The 15,816-nt window shown below is 67.3% G+C and carries 16 protein-coding genes; 2 read left to right on the top strand and 14 right to left on the bottom strand.

Annotated elements, in window-relative coordinates:
* Nucleotides 1-19: 19 nt before the first annotated feature.
* Entirely contained in the window at nt 20-277 is a 258-nt protein-coding gene (locus tag AC06G6_RS01720) for a hypothetical protein (protein ID WP_479825765.1), read from the bottom strand.
* A gap of 109 nt (nt 278-386) precedes the next feature.
* A complete protein-coding gene (locus AC06G6_RS01715; protein ID WP_479825763.1) occupies nt 387-614 on the bottom strand; it encodes a hypothetical protein in 228 nt (75 codons plus the stop codon).
* A gap of 400 nt (nt 615-1,014) precedes the next feature.
* Here AC06G6_RS01715 and AC06G6_RS01710 point away from each other — a divergent pair, with 400 nt between their 5' ends.
* Complete coding sequence (locus AC06G6_RS01710; RefSeq protein WP_479825761.1) at nt 1,015-2,628, top strand: MFS transporter; 1,614 nt, start codon at nt 1,015-1,017, stop codon at nt 2,626-2,628.
* A 159-nt stretch (nt 2,629-2,787) separates the two neighbouring features.
* Here AC06G6_RS01710 and AC06G6_RS01705 read toward each other — a convergent pair whose 3' ends face one another.
* The 6 genes from AC06G6_RS01705 to pxpA all read right to left on the bottom strand — a co-directional run bounded on the left by AC06G6_RS01705 (nt 2,788) and on the right by pxpA (nt 8,464).
* The gene (locus AC06G6_RS01705; protein ID WP_479825759.1) at nt 2,788-4,119 is read right to left on the bottom strand and encodes a purine-cytosine permease family protein; all 1,332 of its coding nucleotides are present in this window, start codon (nt 4,117-4,119) and stop codon (nt 2,788-2,790) included.
* Between the two features lie 91 nt (nt 4,120-4,210).
* Nucleotides 4,211-5,170 carry a 5-oxoprolinase subunit C family protein gene (locus AC06G6_RS01700; protein ID WP_479825757.1) on the bottom strand — a complete coding sequence of 320 codons (960 nt, stop codon included), beginning with the start codon at nt 5,168-5,170 and terminating at the stop codon, nt 4,211-4,213.
* The gene (locus AC06G6_RS01695) at nt 5,160-6,071 is read right to left on the bottom strand and encodes a 5-oxoprolinase subunit B family protein (RefSeq protein WP_479825755.1); all 912 of its coding nucleotides are present in this window, start codon (nt 6,069-6,071) and stop codon (nt 5,160-5,162) included. Before AC06G6_RS01695 ends, AC06G6_RS01700 begins: the two co-directional genes overlap by 11 nt.
* The gene (locus AC06G6_RS01690; protein ID WP_479825753.1) at nt 6,068-7,423 is read right to left on the bottom strand and encodes an acetyl-CoA carboxylase biotin carboxylase subunit; all 1,356 of its coding nucleotides are present in this window, start codon (nt 7,421-7,423) and stop codon (nt 6,068-6,070) included. Before AC06G6_RS01690 ends, AC06G6_RS01695 begins: the two co-directional genes overlap by 4 nt.
* Nucleotides 7,420-7,665, bottom strand: coding sequence for an acetyl-CoA carboxylase (locus AC06G6_RS01685; protein WP_307457994.1), 246 nt, complete (start codon nt 7,663-7,665; stop codon nt 7,420-7,422). Before AC06G6_RS01685 ends, AC06G6_RS01690 begins: the two co-directional genes overlap by 4 nt.
* A gap of 43 nt (nt 7,666-7,708) precedes the next feature.
* Entirely contained in the window at nt 7,709-8,464 is a 756-nt protein-coding gene (pxpA, locus tag AC06G6_RS01680; RefSeq protein ID WP_479825750.1) for a 5-oxoprolinase subunit PxpA, read from the bottom strand.
* 121 nt (nt 8,465-8,585) lie between these two features.
* Here pxpA and AC06G6_RS01675 point away from each other — a divergent pair, with 121 nt between their 5' ends.
* A complete protein-coding gene (locus tag AC06G6_RS01675; protein ID WP_479825748.1) occupies nt 8,586-10,076 on the top strand; it encodes a helix-turn-helix domain-containing protein in 1,491 nt (496 codons plus the stop codon).
* Between the two features lie 10 nt (nt 10,077-10,086).
* Here AC06G6_RS01675 and AC06G6_RS01670 read toward each other — a convergent pair whose 3' ends face one another.
* From AC06G6_RS01670 to AC06G6_RS01645, 6 genes are all read right to left on the bottom strand, one after another.
* The gene (locus tag AC06G6_RS01670; protein ID WP_479825746.1) at nt 10,087-10,869 is read right to left on the bottom strand and encodes an SDR family NAD(P)-dependent oxidoreductase; all 783 of its coding nucleotides are present in this window, start codon (nt 10,867-10,869) and stop codon (nt 10,087-10,089) included.
* Nucleotides 10,870-10,898: 29 nt separating this feature from the next.
* Entirely contained in the window at nt 10,899-11,546 is a 648-nt protein-coding gene (locus AC06G6_RS01665) for a hypothetical protein (protein WP_479825744.1), read from the bottom strand.
* A gap of 116 nt (nt 11,547-11,662) precedes the next feature.
* Entirely contained in the window at nt 11,663-12,007 is a 345-nt protein-coding gene (locus AC06G6_RS01660; RefSeq protein WP_307457982.1) for a GNAT family N-acetyltransferase, read from the bottom strand.
* Nucleotides 12,004-13,341 (bottom strand): acyltransferase family protein, encoded by a 1,338-nt coding sequence (locus AC06G6_RS01655; RefSeq protein ID WP_479825742.1) that lies wholly within the window; start codon nt 13,339-13,341, stop codon nt 12,004-12,006. The genes AC06G6_RS01660 and AC06G6_RS01655 overlap by 4 nt, the downstream gene beginning before the upstream one ends.
* Before the next feature lie 159 nt (nt 13,342-13,500).
* Nucleotides 13,501-14,394: a class II fructose-bisphosphate aldolase gene (locus AC06G6_RS01650; protein WP_479825740.1), complete on the bottom strand. Its 894-nt coding sequence runs from the start codon at nt 14,392-14,394 to the stop codon at nt 13,501-13,503.
* A complete protein-coding gene (locus tag AC06G6_RS01645) occupies nt 14,394-15,809 on the bottom strand; it encodes a GntP family transporter (RefSeq protein WP_479825738.1) in 1,416 nt (471 codons plus the stop codon). The genes AC06G6_RS01650 and AC06G6_RS01645 overlap by 1 nt, the downstream gene beginning before the upstream one ends.
* Between the last annotated feature and the right edge of the window lie 7 nt (nt 15,810-15,816).

Below are 15,816 nucleotides of genomic sequence, written 5' to 3'. Positions count from 1 at the left end.
GCAAGGCGCCCGGCGTGGGTCAGGAGGAGTGCGGGGTGTCCGGCGGGGTGATCCGGTGGACCGCGTTAACGGCGGCCTCGTGCCCCAGCCGGCCGTGCTGGACGTCGTGCTCCTTGGGATGGCGGTGTTTGCCGCTGCCGTCCGGCCACTGTTTCCCGTCGGCGGCGGTGGGCGGGGCGGGGCGTTTCGTTTCCGGACCGGGCGCCTCGTCCATGGACTCCGCCAAATGACTGGCAACCTCAGGATCGATGTCGTCTCCGAACTGATGTTCCGCCATTGCTCTTCCTTCCGCTCTTGATTTACGCTGTCGACTTACGTCGTCGAAATAAGCTGTGAGACGAAGTGTCCAACCATCGTAGGTCGGCCGGTGTGCGATGTCTCTAGGGCTACCAGCGGACTTTCTTCTCCGCCGGGCCCTGCTTGCCGCTGACGTGCGTGGGCTTGTGGCTGTGGCCCACACTCTGTGAGGCGGCGCCGCCCCGGGACTTGCTCTCGAGCATCTCCCGCTGGGCGTCCGTGAGGCGCGACTTGATGCCCTTCCCTTGCTTGGCCTGGGACTTCTCGTCGCCCTCGGCCCCGCTGTTGTCGCTCTTCTTGGTCTCTTTGCCAGTCATGGACTGTTCTCCTTGGGTGGCTCGTGGTCAGCACTGCGCTGATGTCAACCCTAAGCGCATTCCCGATCCCTTGGGTACCCCCTTTTTTGCGGTGCGGCGGGGCCCGTCGAAGGGCAGATCATGCGGGCCGCAACAGTGCCATTTGGCCCGGATTTCCGCCCTCCGGCGGTCCCGCGGCGAAAAAGTTTCCGCAGCACCCGGCGCGGGCCGGGGTTTCCCAGCAACGGCGCGGTGAAACCGCGGAAAAGAAAACCGCCAACGGGACCCCGATCCGGGCCGAAACACCGGATCATACGGCACCAAACTCGGAAACACCATGGAAATCGCGTAAAATTGAAGGTCTGCCCAGAGCGGGGCAGCTACAAGTCGCAAGCAAATGACCTCCCTAGGAGCGGCCCAAATGCCCAAAGACCGAAGCACGACCGACTCTTCAGCAGGCGTTATGAACGCCAGCGGAACCTACCCAGTCGCACCCACGGGTGCGAAGAAACCAAGGCTACGGACGCGCCGTCGACTCAAAGAGTCCGACGTCAACGTCGTCAACAAGCCGATGCTCAAAAAAGCCCTCGGCGGCACCATCGTGGGTAACACCATGGAATGGTACGACGTCGGCGTGTTCGGCTACCTGATCACCACCATGGGGCCGGTGTTCCTGCCCGAGGCGGACAAGTCCGTGCAGACCCTGTTCCTGCTGGGCACGTTCGCCGCCACCTTCATTGCCCGCCCGCTGGGCGGAGTCATCTTCGGCTGGCTCGGCGACAAGGTGGGACGCCAGAAGGTCCTCGCCTGGACCCTGATGCTGATGGCCGCGAGCACGTTCGCCGTCGGCCTGCTGCCCGGCTACGCGCAGATCGGCATGTGGGCTGCTGCCCTGCTGGTGCTGCTCAAGGTCGTCCAGGGCTTCTCCACCGGCGGCGAGTACGCCGGTGCCACCACTTTCGTGAGTGAATATTCCCCGGACAAGCGCCGCGGCTTCTTCGCCAGCTTCCTGGACATGGGCAGCTACCTCGGCTTCGCCCTCGGCGCCGCCCTCGTCTCCGTCCTGCAGCTGACTCTCGGCCAGAGCGCCATGGAGGAGTGGGGCTGGCGGATCCCGTTCCTCATTGCCGGCCCGCTGGGCCTGATCGCGGTCTACTTCCGTAACAGGATCGAGGAATCCCCGCAGTTCCAGGCCACCCTGGACGCCCAGGAGGCGAACGCGAAGGACGCCACGTCCGCCGACGTCACCGCCTCCAAGGGCCCCGTCGGCATCGTCAAGGCCTACTGGCGTTCACTCATCGTCGCCATGATTCTGGTCGCAGCCGCGAACACCGCAGGCTACGCCCTGACGTCCTACATGCCGACGTACCTCACCGAGTCCAAGGGTTACGATCCCGTGCACGGCACCCTGCTGACCATCCCCGTGCTGGTCATCATGAGCCTGTGCATCCCGCTGACCGGCAAGCTGTCCGACCGGATCGGCCGCCGCCCCGTGCTGTGGATCGGCGCCGGCAGCACCATTGTGCTGGTCGTCCCCGCGTTTATGCTGATCGGCGTCGGAGAAATCTGGTCGACCCTCCTGGGTCTCGCCCTCGTCGCCTTCCCGGTCACGTTCTACGTGGCCAACCTGGCCTCGGCCCTGCCGGCACAGTTCCCGACGGCGAGCCGTTACGGCGCCATGGGCATCGCGTACAACTTCTCCGTGGCCATCTTCGGCGGCACCACTCCCTTCATCGTTGCCGCCCTCATCGGCGCCACCGGAGATGACATGATGCCGGCCTACTACCTGATGGCCACCTCGGCGATCGGTGCCGTTGCGATTTACTTCCTCAAGGAATCGGCCAACCGACCCCTGCCGGGCTCCATGCCCAGCGTGGACTCCCAGGCCGAGGCCAAGGAACTCGTTGCAAACCAAGACGAGAACCCGCTGATCGACCTGGTGGAAATGGACATGCCGTTCACCACGGGGCCGGCGGATTCAGTTGCCGGTTCGACGGCGGCCCGAGACAACGAAAAGGTTCCCGCCGGAGCCTGAGCTTGCCCTCTGGCAGCCCGGCCGGGTTCATCCTGAGCCCAGCCGGCTAATCCGGATTCTGTAGCGAAGTCCCGCCCATTGAGGCCTGCCTTGCGTGATTACCCGTTGGGGGAAGCACGCAGGGCAGGCCTTAGGCGTGTCCGGCGCCCGCGGCGCCGGTTACTGCGGTTCTGCAGCCAGGAGTTCGGCGTGTTCCTCCGGCGTGAGGTCCTTCTGCCCGTCCATGACCGGCGGCGGGGACAGCTTGTACGCGGCGTAGTACAGGCCGGCGGCCAGTGCCATGGTGATCAGTGGCGTGAGCTGCGAGACCACGGGCAGCGCCGTCTGCTCGGTCAGCAGGATGCCGGTGGCGGAGGCGATCAGCCACGCGACGGCTCCGGCGGTGACCGGCTTCAGCCGGCCCGGCCGGACTTCCGGGAGATACCGCTGCTCTTTCCAGTTGATGGCAATGTACGTCAGCGCGATCGCCACCCAGGCCGTGACAAAGACTCCCTGCCAGGCGAGCGCCTTGAGCAGGTAGCTCAGCACGTCCGTGAGCATCAGCAGGTAGGCCAGCGCGCCGGAGACGATCACCCAGACATACCTGGGCAGGTTGAGGCCGAACGCGCGGTGGGCGAAGGCCGAGAGATTCGTCGAGGCGAGGAAGTAGTTGGCCGTGTTGATGCGGGTCTGCGAGATGAAGATGACCAGCACACCCCAGATTCCCAGCGAAGAAATGAAGGCCGTGACCACGCCCGTCTCGGACGCCTCCAGCCCCCAGGCGCTCATGATGTAGATGCCGACCAGGCCGTTCAGCCCGAACGTGAAGGCGTAGAACACCCAGCCGAAGGTGAGGGTGCCAAGGAATCTCCGGTCCTCGCGTTTGCCCATCCGGGCGTAGTCGAAGGTGTACATCATCATGATGTAGACGCCCATGTAGATCAGGTAGGACGTCAGCCAGCCGGGCAGTGCGGAGCCGGCCGCGGCCTCACCGATCCAGTCGGTGGGGACCCCGCGGATGACGGTCGCCGCGATGACGACGGCAATGAGCCCCGCGAAATAGAACGGGAGCAGGAAGCCGTTGAGCCGGTCCAGCCAGTGCTGGACGCCACCGACCGCCAGCGGCACGGCGTAGATCACGACGGCGGCGTACCAGATCAGGATGTCGCCGCCGAAATACTCGTGGAACGCGACGGCGATGATGGAGCCTTCAAAGACGGCGTAGTAGATCGCCGTGGCCGCGAAGATCAGCGACGCGAGCGCCGAGCCCAGCAGCCCGAACAGGGTCCGGGAGAAAACACTCACCGTCAGGCCGGTCCGGGCAGCGTAGCGGGAAAGCACCAGGTTGATGATCCCGTAGGTGGCGATGGTGAGGACCATGCCGATGAGGGTGTTCGGCACACCCACGGCACCGGCCGAGGCGACAGCCACGTAGATCCAGAACATGGCCGAGAACAGGGCCCACCAAGCCATGGTCAGCGACCATTTGCCGACCCGCTGATCCGCGGGCATAACGAGATTTGAGTACGACAAAGCGACACCTCTGGTGTTGTAGTGATGCATTTATGGAGCCGGTGGCGGGAACCACGGGGCGATGGGGTGGTTATCCCCAGATGGAGCGGCGGAGGGCTTTGCCTTCCGCCCGGGCCGCGACGGCTTCCTCCATGGTCACGGCGACGAACCGGGTCTTGGTGCCGGGGGCGCTGCGGGCGAGCTGGTCCATGTCGGCGCTGATGACGGTGGCGACCATGGCGTAGCCTCCCCCGGACACCGCGTCGCGGTGCAGGACGATCGGTTCGTTGCCGCCGGGGATCTGGATGGAACCCACCGCGTAGCCGGCGTCGACGATGTTGGAGGGATCGGATCCGGCGCCGAAGGGCTGCTCCCGCGCCTTCCATTCGATCTGCGGCCCGCTGTACCGCAGGCCGGTCCTGTCGGCCACCGGGGTGAGGGTCCAGGTCGAATCCAGCAGGGTCGCGAGCCCTGAGGCGGTCAGCCGGTGGTCGTAGAGGCCCAACAGGACCCTGATCTCCGTTTCGGCCGGAAACGCCGGCCGCAGCTCCGGGGCGATGCCGGCCAGGACGTCCCCGGAGGCCGAGTCACCGACCGGGACCTCGTCCCCGGCGGCGAGCTTGCGCCCCTGATAGCCGCCCAGGGCGCCGAGCGCGTAGGTGGAGCGGCTGCCAAGCACCAGGGGCACGTCGATGCCGCCGCGAATTGCCACGTAATAGCGGGTGCCGCCCTGGAGGAAGCCAAAGGACACCTCGTCGCCGGCGGCCAGCTCGATGGCTTCCCATTGCGGGGCGGTGGCCCCGTTGACTTTCACGTCCACCGGGGCCCCGCCCACGGCGACGACCGCGGGTTCGGAGGTGCGGAACTTCGGGCCAAGGTAGGTGCACTCCAGCACCGCTTCCTCAAGGCTGTTGCCCACCAGGGCATTCACGATCTCCGCGGAGAGCTGGTCCATGGAGCCGCCCTGCGGGATTCCCACGTTGTAGTGGCCGAATCGTCCCCGGTCCTGGACCGTCGTTGACAGGCCGGGTTCCAAGATCTCAAGAGTCATTGAGGTTCTCCAATAGCTTGGTGTTGTAGCTCTCGGGGTCGCCGAGGGCCTCGGCCAGGTCGAACGTGACCGGCACCTGCTTGTAGACGAAGGTGCCCGCCTCCACCTGACCCTTGATGACCTTGTATTCGTCCTCATCGATGGGCCGGAACTTGACGATGTCGCCGGGTTTGAAGAAGACCATAAAGTCCCTGAAGTCCGCCAGGGACTGCGCAGGGTCGAAGATCGGCGCCGCCGCGATGCCGAACATCTGGTAGCCGCCGGCGCCGCGGACGGAGTAGATGCAGGCGAAGCACCCGCCGTGGCCGACGGTGAGCGGTGGCGTGTCGGTGCGCGGGCTGAGGTACTTCGGCACCTCCAGCTGCTGCTCGCGGGGCACCATCTGGAACATAAACGGCAGACCGGCGACAAACCCGACCATCGAAACCAGCCAGGGGCTGCTGTGATGGCGCCGGATGAACTCCGCGGCACCGGAGAGGTTGTTGACCTCGGCCGCAAAGTCCAGGTCGGTCCCCTCGGGCCGCTGGTGGCCGCTGCGGAAGCGTGCCGCGGTTTCCCTCGTGTACGGGTCGTCATACCAGACCGGCACTTCGATCAGCCGGGTGTTCAGCACCGGGTGCGCGGTGTTGTCCACCTCGACTTCGATCTCCCGGGTTGCAGCTTCCAGTTCCGCGGCGCCCAGCACGTCGGGGTCGAAGCGGACCAGCAGGGACGCGTTGGCGGGGCAGATTTCGGTCACTCCCGGCAGCGCCCGGCCGCCGAGCCGGGTGGCCATCGAGTTGGATTTGAAGTTCGCGGCCAGGCTCATCGCCTCGGAGATTTCCACAAAGAGGAACTCGTCGCCGCCCCAGGTGTAGCGTGCCGTGCCCTTCAGCGAGTCGGCGCTCAGGGTATCGCTCATGACAGGTCCCCCAGGATCTCCGGGCAGGTTTCGATGAACTTGGTGTGGTGTTCCACGGTTTTCAGTTCCGGCCGGTGCAGCACGGCGCTCAGCAGCGGAATCGTGGTGGAGACGCCCTCGATCGTGATCTCGTCCAGGGCACGGATGGACCGGCCGATGGCCTCGTCCCGGGTCTCGTCCCAGACGATGATCTTCGCCAGCAGCGAGTCGTAGAAAGGCATGACCGTGGATCCGGCGACGAAGCCGGAGTCGATGCGGACACCGGGCCCGCCCGGCCAGTCGAGGCGCTCCAGCAGCCCGGGGCTGGGCATGAAGCCCTTGGACGGGTCTTCGGCGTTGAGCCGGAATTCGAAGGCGTGGCCGCGGAAGACGACGTCTTCCTGCCGCATCCGTAGCGGCTCCCCGGCGGCAATCAGCAGCTGTTCCCGGACCAGGTCCAGGCCGGTGACCATTTCCGTGACGGGGTGCTCCACCTGCAGACGGGTGTTCATCTCGATGAAGGACACCTCGTGGTTGACCGCGTCGTACAGGAATTCGACGGTGCCCAGCCCCTTGTAGTGGCACTGCCGGGCGAGTTCCACGGAGGACTCCAGCATGTGCTGCCGGACGGCGTCCGGCAGGTCCGGGGCGGGTGCTTCCTCCAGGATTTTCTGCTGTCGCCGCTGCATGGAGCAGTCCCGGTCCCCGAGATGGACCACGTTGGTGCCGTCGCCGAGAACCTGGACCTCAACGTGCCGTGCGCGTTCCACGAACTTCTCCAGGTAGACGGCAGCGCTGCCAAACGCGGCGGCCGCCTCGGCCTGCGCCACTTCGACGGTCGAGGCCAGGTCCTCCGCCCGTGTCACGAGCCGGATTCCGCGACCGCCGCCGCCGGCGGCCGCCTTGACCACCAGGGGGTAGCCGATTTCGGCCGCGATTTCCAGCAGCGCGTCGCCGGTCGGGGCCTCGCCGTGGGTTCCGCGCAGGGTGGGGACTCCCGCCGCCTCGGCCGCCTGCCGGGCCTGCGCCTTGTCCCCCATCAGCTCGATGGCTTCCGGCGACGGGCCCACCCAGATGAGCCCCGCGTCGATGACCGCCCGGGCGAACACGGCGTTCTCGGACAGGAACCCGTAACCGGGGTGCACCGCGTCGCAGCCGAAGTCCGCTGCCGCTTTCAGGACTGCGGCATGGTCCAGGTAACTCTGGCTGGCCGGGGCGGGGCCAATGACCGCGTGTTCGTCCGCAAGCCGGGCCGCCAGTCCGTCGACATCGGGTTCGCTGGCCACCACCACCGTGCGGATCCCCAGTTCCCGGGCTGTGCGGATAATCCGTACCGCGATCTCCCCGCGGTTGGCTATAAGCAGTTTCTTCATGGTTTTTCCTCTATCACTGCAATGACGTCACCCGGGTTGACCGTGCCCGAATCCGACACCTCGAACTTGACCAGGTTCCCGGCCACTTCCGTCTTGACTTCGCTGAACTGCTTCATGATTTCGACGACGCCGATGGTCTGGCCCGCCTCGACGCGGTCGCCTTCCTGCACGTAGGGATCCTTGTCCGGGCCGGGCTTGCGGTAGAACACTCCGGGAAGCGGCGAGGTGACTTGGTGTGACATGGGGTGCCTTTCAGTTGCGGTGGGTGGGGCAGTGCATGGCAGATCATCGGCTGCCGGCGTCCAGGGCCTCCCGTACGGCCCGTGCCACGGCCGGCGAACCGGGGGCATCGGAGTGGACGCAGATGCTGGTGAAGTCGATGCTTACAGTGGAGCCGTCGGAGGTTTCCACGAGTCCGTCCTTGAGGACCCGGCGCACGCGCTCGGCGGCCCTGGCAGGATCCGTGGCCTCGGGCCGGCGCTGGATGATGAGCTGGCCGGCGGGGTTGTAGTTCAGGTCCACGTAGAGTTCCCCGACGAACGGCACGCCCATTTCCGCGCAGACGCTTTCGTGCGCTGTTCCGGCGAGCCCGAACATCGGGACTCCATAGAGCGCGGCGACGTTCGCGGCGGCCCGCATCAGCTCGGGGTCCCGCGAGAGCATCCCGTACAGGGAGCCGTGGGGTTTGATGTGGTTGAGTTCCAGCCCGGCCTTCTTCAGGAAGCCCACGAGGGCACCCGTCTGGTACAGGATGATGGACTCGACCTCCGCCGGGGTCAGTTTCATTTCCCGGCGCCCGAATCCGGTCAGGTCCGGCAGGCCCGGGTGCGCACCGATCCGCACGCCGTGCGCCTTGGCTGCCGCGACGGTTTCTTCCATGGTGTCCGGGTCCCCTGCGTGGAAACCACAAGCCACGTTGGCGACATCAATGATTTCCATCAGCGCCAGATCGTTGCCGAAGCTGTGCAGCCCGAACGCTTCGCCCATGTCCGAATTTATCTCGATTTCGGCTGTGACATTCGCCACATTAACATTCTTCATGCATTCAACATTAGGGATTGCCCCCCGCCTTACATAGTGGGCAAATGTCCACTAACTTTGTAAGCAAGTGTGCAGTCTGCACACCGTTTTTCTGACGTCGACGGCGCACCGGGAGGGCATCATGAGAGTGCAGGATCTGTTGGCGGAGGACTCGCTTCAGCTCAGGCTGCACACCCCCTCCACGGCGAAGAGCCTGGCCACGTCCATCAGCTACACCGCCCCGGCGGAGTTCCTGGACCCCACGCCCTTCCTGGGCGCCAACTGCCTGCTCATCACCCACGGAATCGGCTTCAACTTCTTCGACCAGCGGACCTGGGACGCCTACGTCGAACGGCTGGCCGGCGTCCCCGTCTGTGCCATCGCGTTCGTCACGGGCGTGGCTCACCGGCTGATTCCCACCCCGCTGGTGGAGGCGGCCAAGGCCCATGGGATTCCCTTGCTGGAGGTTCCCAGCGTGGTTCCGGCCCTGCAACTGCAGCGCTTCGTCACGAGCGTCCTCGAGGCCGAGCGCTTTGCCCTCACCCGGCAGTCGTGGGAGCTGGCCGACCTGTGCGCAAAGGCCGCGCGGTCCGGCGGATCGCTCAAGGCCGTGCTGGCGGAGGTGGGCGCCGCGGCAGGAGGCCACTGCGCGGTCTTTGACACCACCGGCGCGCTGATCAGCTGCTGGCCGGCCAGTTCACGCTGGACGGCAGAGGACCTCCGCACCGACGGGCGCGGCACCGCCGGGTCCAGCTTCGCGCTCCCCACCGGCGGTACGGACCACTTCCAGCTGGTGGTCCGGGGCGGGATCGCCGGGGAGCCGCTCGCTACCCTGATCGGGCCGGCGTCGTCCATTCTTGCCATGCAGCTCAACAGCGCCTTTAAAGCCAGCGTCCCGCACCAGGCCAAGCTTGAGCGGCTGATGGACCAGCTGGAGGACTGGCAGGGCGTGGCCCTGAAGGAGCTGACCCGGACGTTCCGGGCCACGGGCCTGGACCCGCACGCACCCACCTTCCTGGTGGTGGCCGAGCCGGACAAGAGCCAGCTGCCGCGCGCCTGGCGGATTCGGCTGGCAGTGCAGGAACACCTGAACAATGCCCACGTCTTCACCTATCGCGGCGCGTTTTATGCCCTCGCGCAGGCCCGGACCGATACCGCCGCGGACTGGGACGTGATCCCGGACCGGCTGCTGGACTCGCTCGGGCGGGTGGTCCCCGGGCTTCCCCTGGTGATCAAGGGGCCGCTGCGCAGCGTGGATGAGGTGCGGCTTGGCCTGGCCCATGTCCAGCGCCTGGTACGGGAGGTCAAGGGCCCCTCCATCGCGGCCCCGATGAGCATCGGATCCCTGGTGGTGGCGACCGCGGGCAGCGGCGCCCACGCCGCCGCGGAGAACCTGCTCGCTCCGCTCGTCCACTACGACCGGGCAAGCAACGGCCAGCTGCTGCCCACGCTCCGGGCCTACTTGGAGCACGACGCCCAGCCGTCCCGGGTCTGCCAGGCGCTGTACATCCACCGGAACACTTTGAGCAAGCGGCTGGCCCTGATGTCGCGGCTATTGAACGTCCGTCTCGACACCCTGGACGGGCTGACCACCTGCATGCTGGCGGTCCGGATCACCGAGGATACGCTTTGATGCCCGGCGCCTATTTCGCGCGGCGGGCTGGCCCTGTCACGAGCCGGTCGGGGAGGACGCGGGCTGCCGCGGTCAGCACCTTGTAGCGTTTGGTCGGGATGGAGACGGCTTTGCCCTTTGCGTTGTCAGCGAGGCCTTCACGCACCACCCGCTCGGCCTGGAGCCACAGCCAGCGCGGGGTCACCGTCTTGTCCATGCCCATCCGGTCGTGGAATTCGGTGTGGGTGAATCCTGGGCAGACCGCGGTCACGTTCACGCCCTGTTTGGAATAGGCAAGGTTGGCCCAGCGGGAGAAGCTGACCAGCCACGCCTTCGCCGCGGAGTAGCTCCCCCGGGGAAGGAACGCAGCCACGCTGGCGACATTGATGATCCTGCCGGAGCGCCGGCTGAGCATGCCCTGCAGGGCGGCATGGGTCAGCTCCATGGCTGTCTGGACGTGCAGCTTCAGGTGCCGGGTTTCCTCCGCCATGTCGTTCTCCTCGAAGGAGTGCAGCAGGCCCATCCCGGCGTTGTTGACGAGGATGTCCACCGGACGGGCCGGATCCGTCAGCCGGGCGACGACGGCCGCCACTCCGGCGTCGTCCGCGAGATCGGCGGCCAGGACTTCGGCGCGTACGCTGTACCGGTTCTCCAGGTCCCGGGCCGTTGCCTGCAGCCGGGCGGCGTCGCGGGCCACGAGGACCACGTCGTGGCCCTGCTCGGCGAGCTGGCGGGCGAATTCCGCACCGATCCCGGCGCTTGCTCCAGTGATCAGGGCCGTCGTGGCAGCCGGCGTCGCGGCTTGTTCAGTCATGGCGCCAGCTTAGCCCCGCTCCCCCGTCGTCAGGCCAGGCCCGCGGCCAGTTCATCCTCCGCGGGATCGGGCGCGGCGCCCAGGTGGCGGTTCTGCAGTTCTTCGGTGGCCAGCTCATACCAGGTGTGCGCGCCGAAGGACGGGCTGTTCGTGTCGAGGTGCCGGTACAGGGCATCGGCGAGCTGGCACAGGGCCGTGTCGGACAGTGCCCGGACGGTGGCGGCAGGGTCCAGGGTTCCCTCGAAGTATTCGGCGAGCTCCAGGCCGTTAATGGTGTTGAGCTCGGCGGGAATCGGGCTGCAGGCCGATTCCAGCCCGGCGAGGACTTCACCCTCCGGGCCCACGTGCAGCAGGCAGATCGGCAGGTCCGCGGGCTCCGCCAGCGTGACGCGGAAGGGCTGTTCTTCGCCAGCAGTCACGTCCCGGGCCACACCGCCGGGCCCGGCGGACACGCCGCCGTCCGCGATGGACCTCAGCTGCAGGAGGATTTCCGGGTCCAGGTGGGACGAACCGTGAAGGTCGACGAGGACGTCGGTCCCTGCACCGAGACGTCCGGCCCGCCGCATGATGTGCAGCAGGGAGGGAAAATCTGATTGGGTCAGGCAGCCGGTGACTTCGAGGGTCACGAGTCCGGGATCGACATCCACACGGACAAGCACACGCAGTTTATGGTTCACGGGGTTCTCCAAAGGGACACGTCCGAGAGCCAACTGCATAACTCTGCTAAAACTTTACGAGGTTGTCGCCCCGGTCACAAGCGGTCCCGGCGGCCGGGCCCGCTTGTGACCGGGGTTCAGGCTCCGGCCGGGGGCTGCTCCGGCCAGTCGATGTACTGGGTGTAGGAGTCGTGCCGGCGCAGGTAACGGTACATAAAGGGGCAGTTCGGAATGATCCTCTTGCCGGACGCCACGACGTCGTCGAGCGCGAAGTGGGCCAGCACCTTGGCGAGCCCCTGGCCCTGGAACTGTTCCGCCGTATCGGTGTGAATGAAGTCGATATGGCCGGGCTCGTCGATAAAGCGGATCTGGACAGCCAGTTTCTCGCCGACGTGGAGCTCGTAGCGGTGCAGCTCATCATTCCGGGTGGTGGATACGTTCGGGCTGAACGTGTCTTCAGTGGCTGCCGAGTTCTCCGTCATGGTTCGACATTGGCACTTAATGGCGGGCGTGGCAATGGCGGGCCCGATCCGCCGGAGCCCGGATCGGACAGGAACCGGGCCGGGATCCGCCCCAGCAGCAGGACGGCGAGCGCGAAGCAGGCCGCGCCCCCGCCGAGCAGTCCCAGCGTCAGTCCGTTCAGTGCGGCGTCGGCTACCGGAACATAGACGACGACGGCGGCCATCAGCACGGCAGCCGCCGGGCGGGACCGGGCCGTGACGGGCGCCGTCGGGCGTTCCTCCAGCCGGCCGAAGAGCGCCAGCACGGGCAGCAGCAGCCCAATCAACGCCAGCAGCACGAGCGGGCGCCCCCACCACCATCCGGCGGTACCGCCGGCAGGCTGCGGAAAGTCGGTCAGCAGCAGGAGCCCGGACATCGCGGCGAGCAGGGGCAGATGCCAGAGGTAGACGGTCATCGACCGCCGTCCGGCGACTCCAATGAACCGCCGCACCCGCCGCCCGGACGCGAGGCCGAAAAGCAGGGGCCGGAGAAGCTGCAGGGTGGCGGCCTGCGAGACCCCCAGGAGGAACAGGGTCAGGTTGGGCGGATTGAGGTTCACCAGCATGTTCCCGGAGTACAGTCCCAACCATACGAGCAGGCCCAGGACCAGGTTGCTGCCCGCGATGATGGCCACCAGTGCGGGGCGCCCGAGTGCCAGCGGTCCGCCGTCGGCGAGGAAGAAACCCAGCTGCTGCACGGCGCACCACAGGAAGACCATGTTCAGGTACGCCAGCGCCGGCATCGTCCCGCGCAGGCAGTCCACCGCCACCACCAGCGACGTAAGGCCCGCCAGGGTCAGCCAGGGCGCCCGGGCGTGCAGGCGAGCGAGCAGCGGAAGATTCAGCTGCGCCGCGAGATAGGCGGCCAGGAACCACAGCGGCATGCCCGCTCCGGAAACCAGCAGCTCGACGACCTGGGGGTCCACCCCGCCCAGCCGCGCCGCCCAGAGACCGGTGAACATCATCGCGAGCAGGACGGCGGCAGGGCGCAGGAGCCGCAGCATCCGCGCCTGCATGAAGTCGAACGTATTGCCGCCCCGGGCGCGCAGGCGGCGCCAGGACTGCAGCCCGGTCATTCCCCCTGCGACGAAAAAGAGCGGCATGACCTGCAGGACCCAGACCACCGGTTCGAACCACTTCTCGTTGCCGAGCGTGTTGTAGGAGGTCACGGTGCCGTCCGGGTGCAGCACCGGGCTGACCATCATGGTGTGCGCCACCACCACGAGCGCAAGGCAGAAGAATCTGGCGAGATCAATCACCAGGTCGCGGTCCGGATTCGGGGTTGGGCCGCCCCCTGCATGCTGCCCTCGAACCATGGAGCCCCCTCGGGACCTGCCGACGCGCCCGCCTGGCTGATTGGGCGTCGACGCCGCTGTGTTTGCCCCCATTGTCGGCCCTGTCCGGGCCTGCGGCCAGTGCCGTCGGTCCCGGACTCTGATGCCGGCCCGGACGTCCGGCTGCCGGCCCGACGGCGGTCAGCGCGAGAGCGTCGCCAGCGCCGTGGCCGCAAACGTCCCGGCCGCGGCGTCCCAGTCGGCCAGCAGCCCCTGGAGGTTCTCGCCGTCGGTCCGGTGCGCCGCAGTGCGTGCCTCGAGGGTCTCAAGGACGCCGGTACGCAGCTCGGTGTTGAAATTGACCTTGCCCACGTTCATGGCGGCCGCCTTGACGAGCTCGGCGGCGGGGATTCCGGAGGCCCCGTGCAGCACCAGGGGAATGCGGGTCCGCACTGCGATGTCCTGCAGAACGTCCCAGCGCAACTCCGGCTCGCCCTTGTACTTGCCGTGGACGTTGCCGACGGCCACGGCCAGCAGCTGGGCGCCGGTCCGTGCCACGAAGTCCTCCACCTGGGCGGAGTCGGTGAGCCCGGCGGTGCCGGCCGCCGGGGCGTTGCCTGCGGCGTCGGATCCGAACGCCCGGTCCTCGTCGCCGGCAAGGCCGCCGAGTTCGGCCTCGATCACGATCTCCGGGCCGACGCCCGCGCCACCAGACGCCAGCACGTCCAGGGCGGCGCGTGCCGACCGGACCAGGGCAATGTTGTCCTCGTAGTCCAGCGATGATCCGTCCACCAGGACGGAGTCCGCCCCGGCTGCCACGGCGTCGGCAATCACCCGGAGGTCCGAGGCGTGGTCGAGCTGCACGGCGACCGGAACCCCAGCGCCGTCGGCCAGGCCGCGCAGCGCCGCGATCAGCCGGTGGCCGTTCGCGGTGGCCGCCGTGCTGGGCGAGACGAGCAGGATGGCGCCGCGGCCGGCCTCCTCCGCTGCCCCCACCACGGCGAGCGCCGTCGTGAAGTCGTAGCAGGTGAAGGCCGGGACGGCCGATCCCTGCTGGAGGGCTGAGACCACTAACTGGTCGAGACGGACACGCATCAGGCGCTCAGGCCTCCGACCAGGATCCAGGCCACGAAGGTCAGGGCGAAGCCGGCCACACCCAGGATGGTCGTGAGGACCGTCCAGGTGCGCAGCCCGTCGGCAACCGACAGTCCTAGGTACCGGGTGACGATCCAGAAGCCGGAGTCGTTGATGTGGCTGAGGCCGAACGCACCGAAGCCGGTGGCCACCAGGATCAGCGCCGTCTGCACCGGCGAGTATCCGCCGTCGGCAACGGAGGTCGCCAGCAGGCCCGCGGTGGTGATGATGGCCACGGTGGCCGAACCCTGGGAGGCGCGGAGCACGGCGGCCAGCACGAACGCCATCAGGATCAGCGGGAGCCCCACGCTCTGCAGCCCCTCGGCAAGTGCCTTGCCGATGCCCGAGACGGTGAGGACTTTTCCGAAGACGCCGCCGGCGCCGGTCACCAGGATCACGATGGCGGTCGGTGCAAGGGCGGAATCCATGACCTCACCGGTGTGCTGCGAGGACCAGCCGCGGCGGATCCCGAGGAAGTAGTAGGCCATGCCGAGAGCGGTCAGGAGGGCCATGAGGGGTGAACCGACGAAGGCTGCGATGTCGGCGGCCGGGCTGCCCTTGGGCAGCAGCACGGCGCCGACCGTTCCGACCATGATCATCAGGATCGGCAGGACAATCAGGGTGATGATCATGGCAGGGCTGGGGGCGGTCTTGACGGCGGTCTTGACGGCTACGCCGCCGGACGGGGGCGCGTCCTGCTCGACCTCTGATTTGCCGGTGCCGAAGAGGCGGAACTGCTCCGCGGTGCCGGGGAGCATGGCGTAGTCGCGACGGTTGAGCCGCTTGGCAACGAAGTAGCCGAGCACACCGACGGGGATGCAGATCAGGAGCCCGATGATGGTGGTCCAGCCGATGTCCGCATTGAGGATGCCGGCGCCGCCAACAACGCCGGGGTGCGGCGGAACAACCACGTGGATGGCCAGCATGATCGCGCCGACCGGCAGTCCGATCTTGACCGGGTTGACCCCTGCGGCCTTGGAGAAGCCGTAGATGATGGGGATCAGGATGATGAATCCGACGTCGAAGAAGACGGGGATGGCCAGCAGGAAGGCCGCGGACGTCAGGGCGGCGATGACGCGCCGGGGTCCGAGCATCTCGGTGAACTTGCCGGCCAGCGCCTGGGCGCCGCCGGAAACTTCAATCATCTTTCCGAGCATGGCGCCGAGGCCGACGAGGATGGCGACGGAGCCCAGCGTGCCGCCCATGCCTTCGGTGACGGTCTTGACGATGTCCGGCAGCGGGATGCCCGCGACCAGGGCCACGGCGACGCTGACAACCAGCAGCGCCAGGAAGGCCGGGATCTTGAATTTGATGACGGCCACGAGCAGCAGGGCGACGCCTGCTGCGGCTATGGCCAGGAGAGCGAGAGCGCTCATCGGGTGT

Source organism: Arthrobacter sp. CJL-S3 (assembly GCF_056711635.1).
The sequence above is the reverse complement of the archived record's forward strand: the minus strand, read 5'-3'. Positions and strand labels throughout refer to the sequence as shown.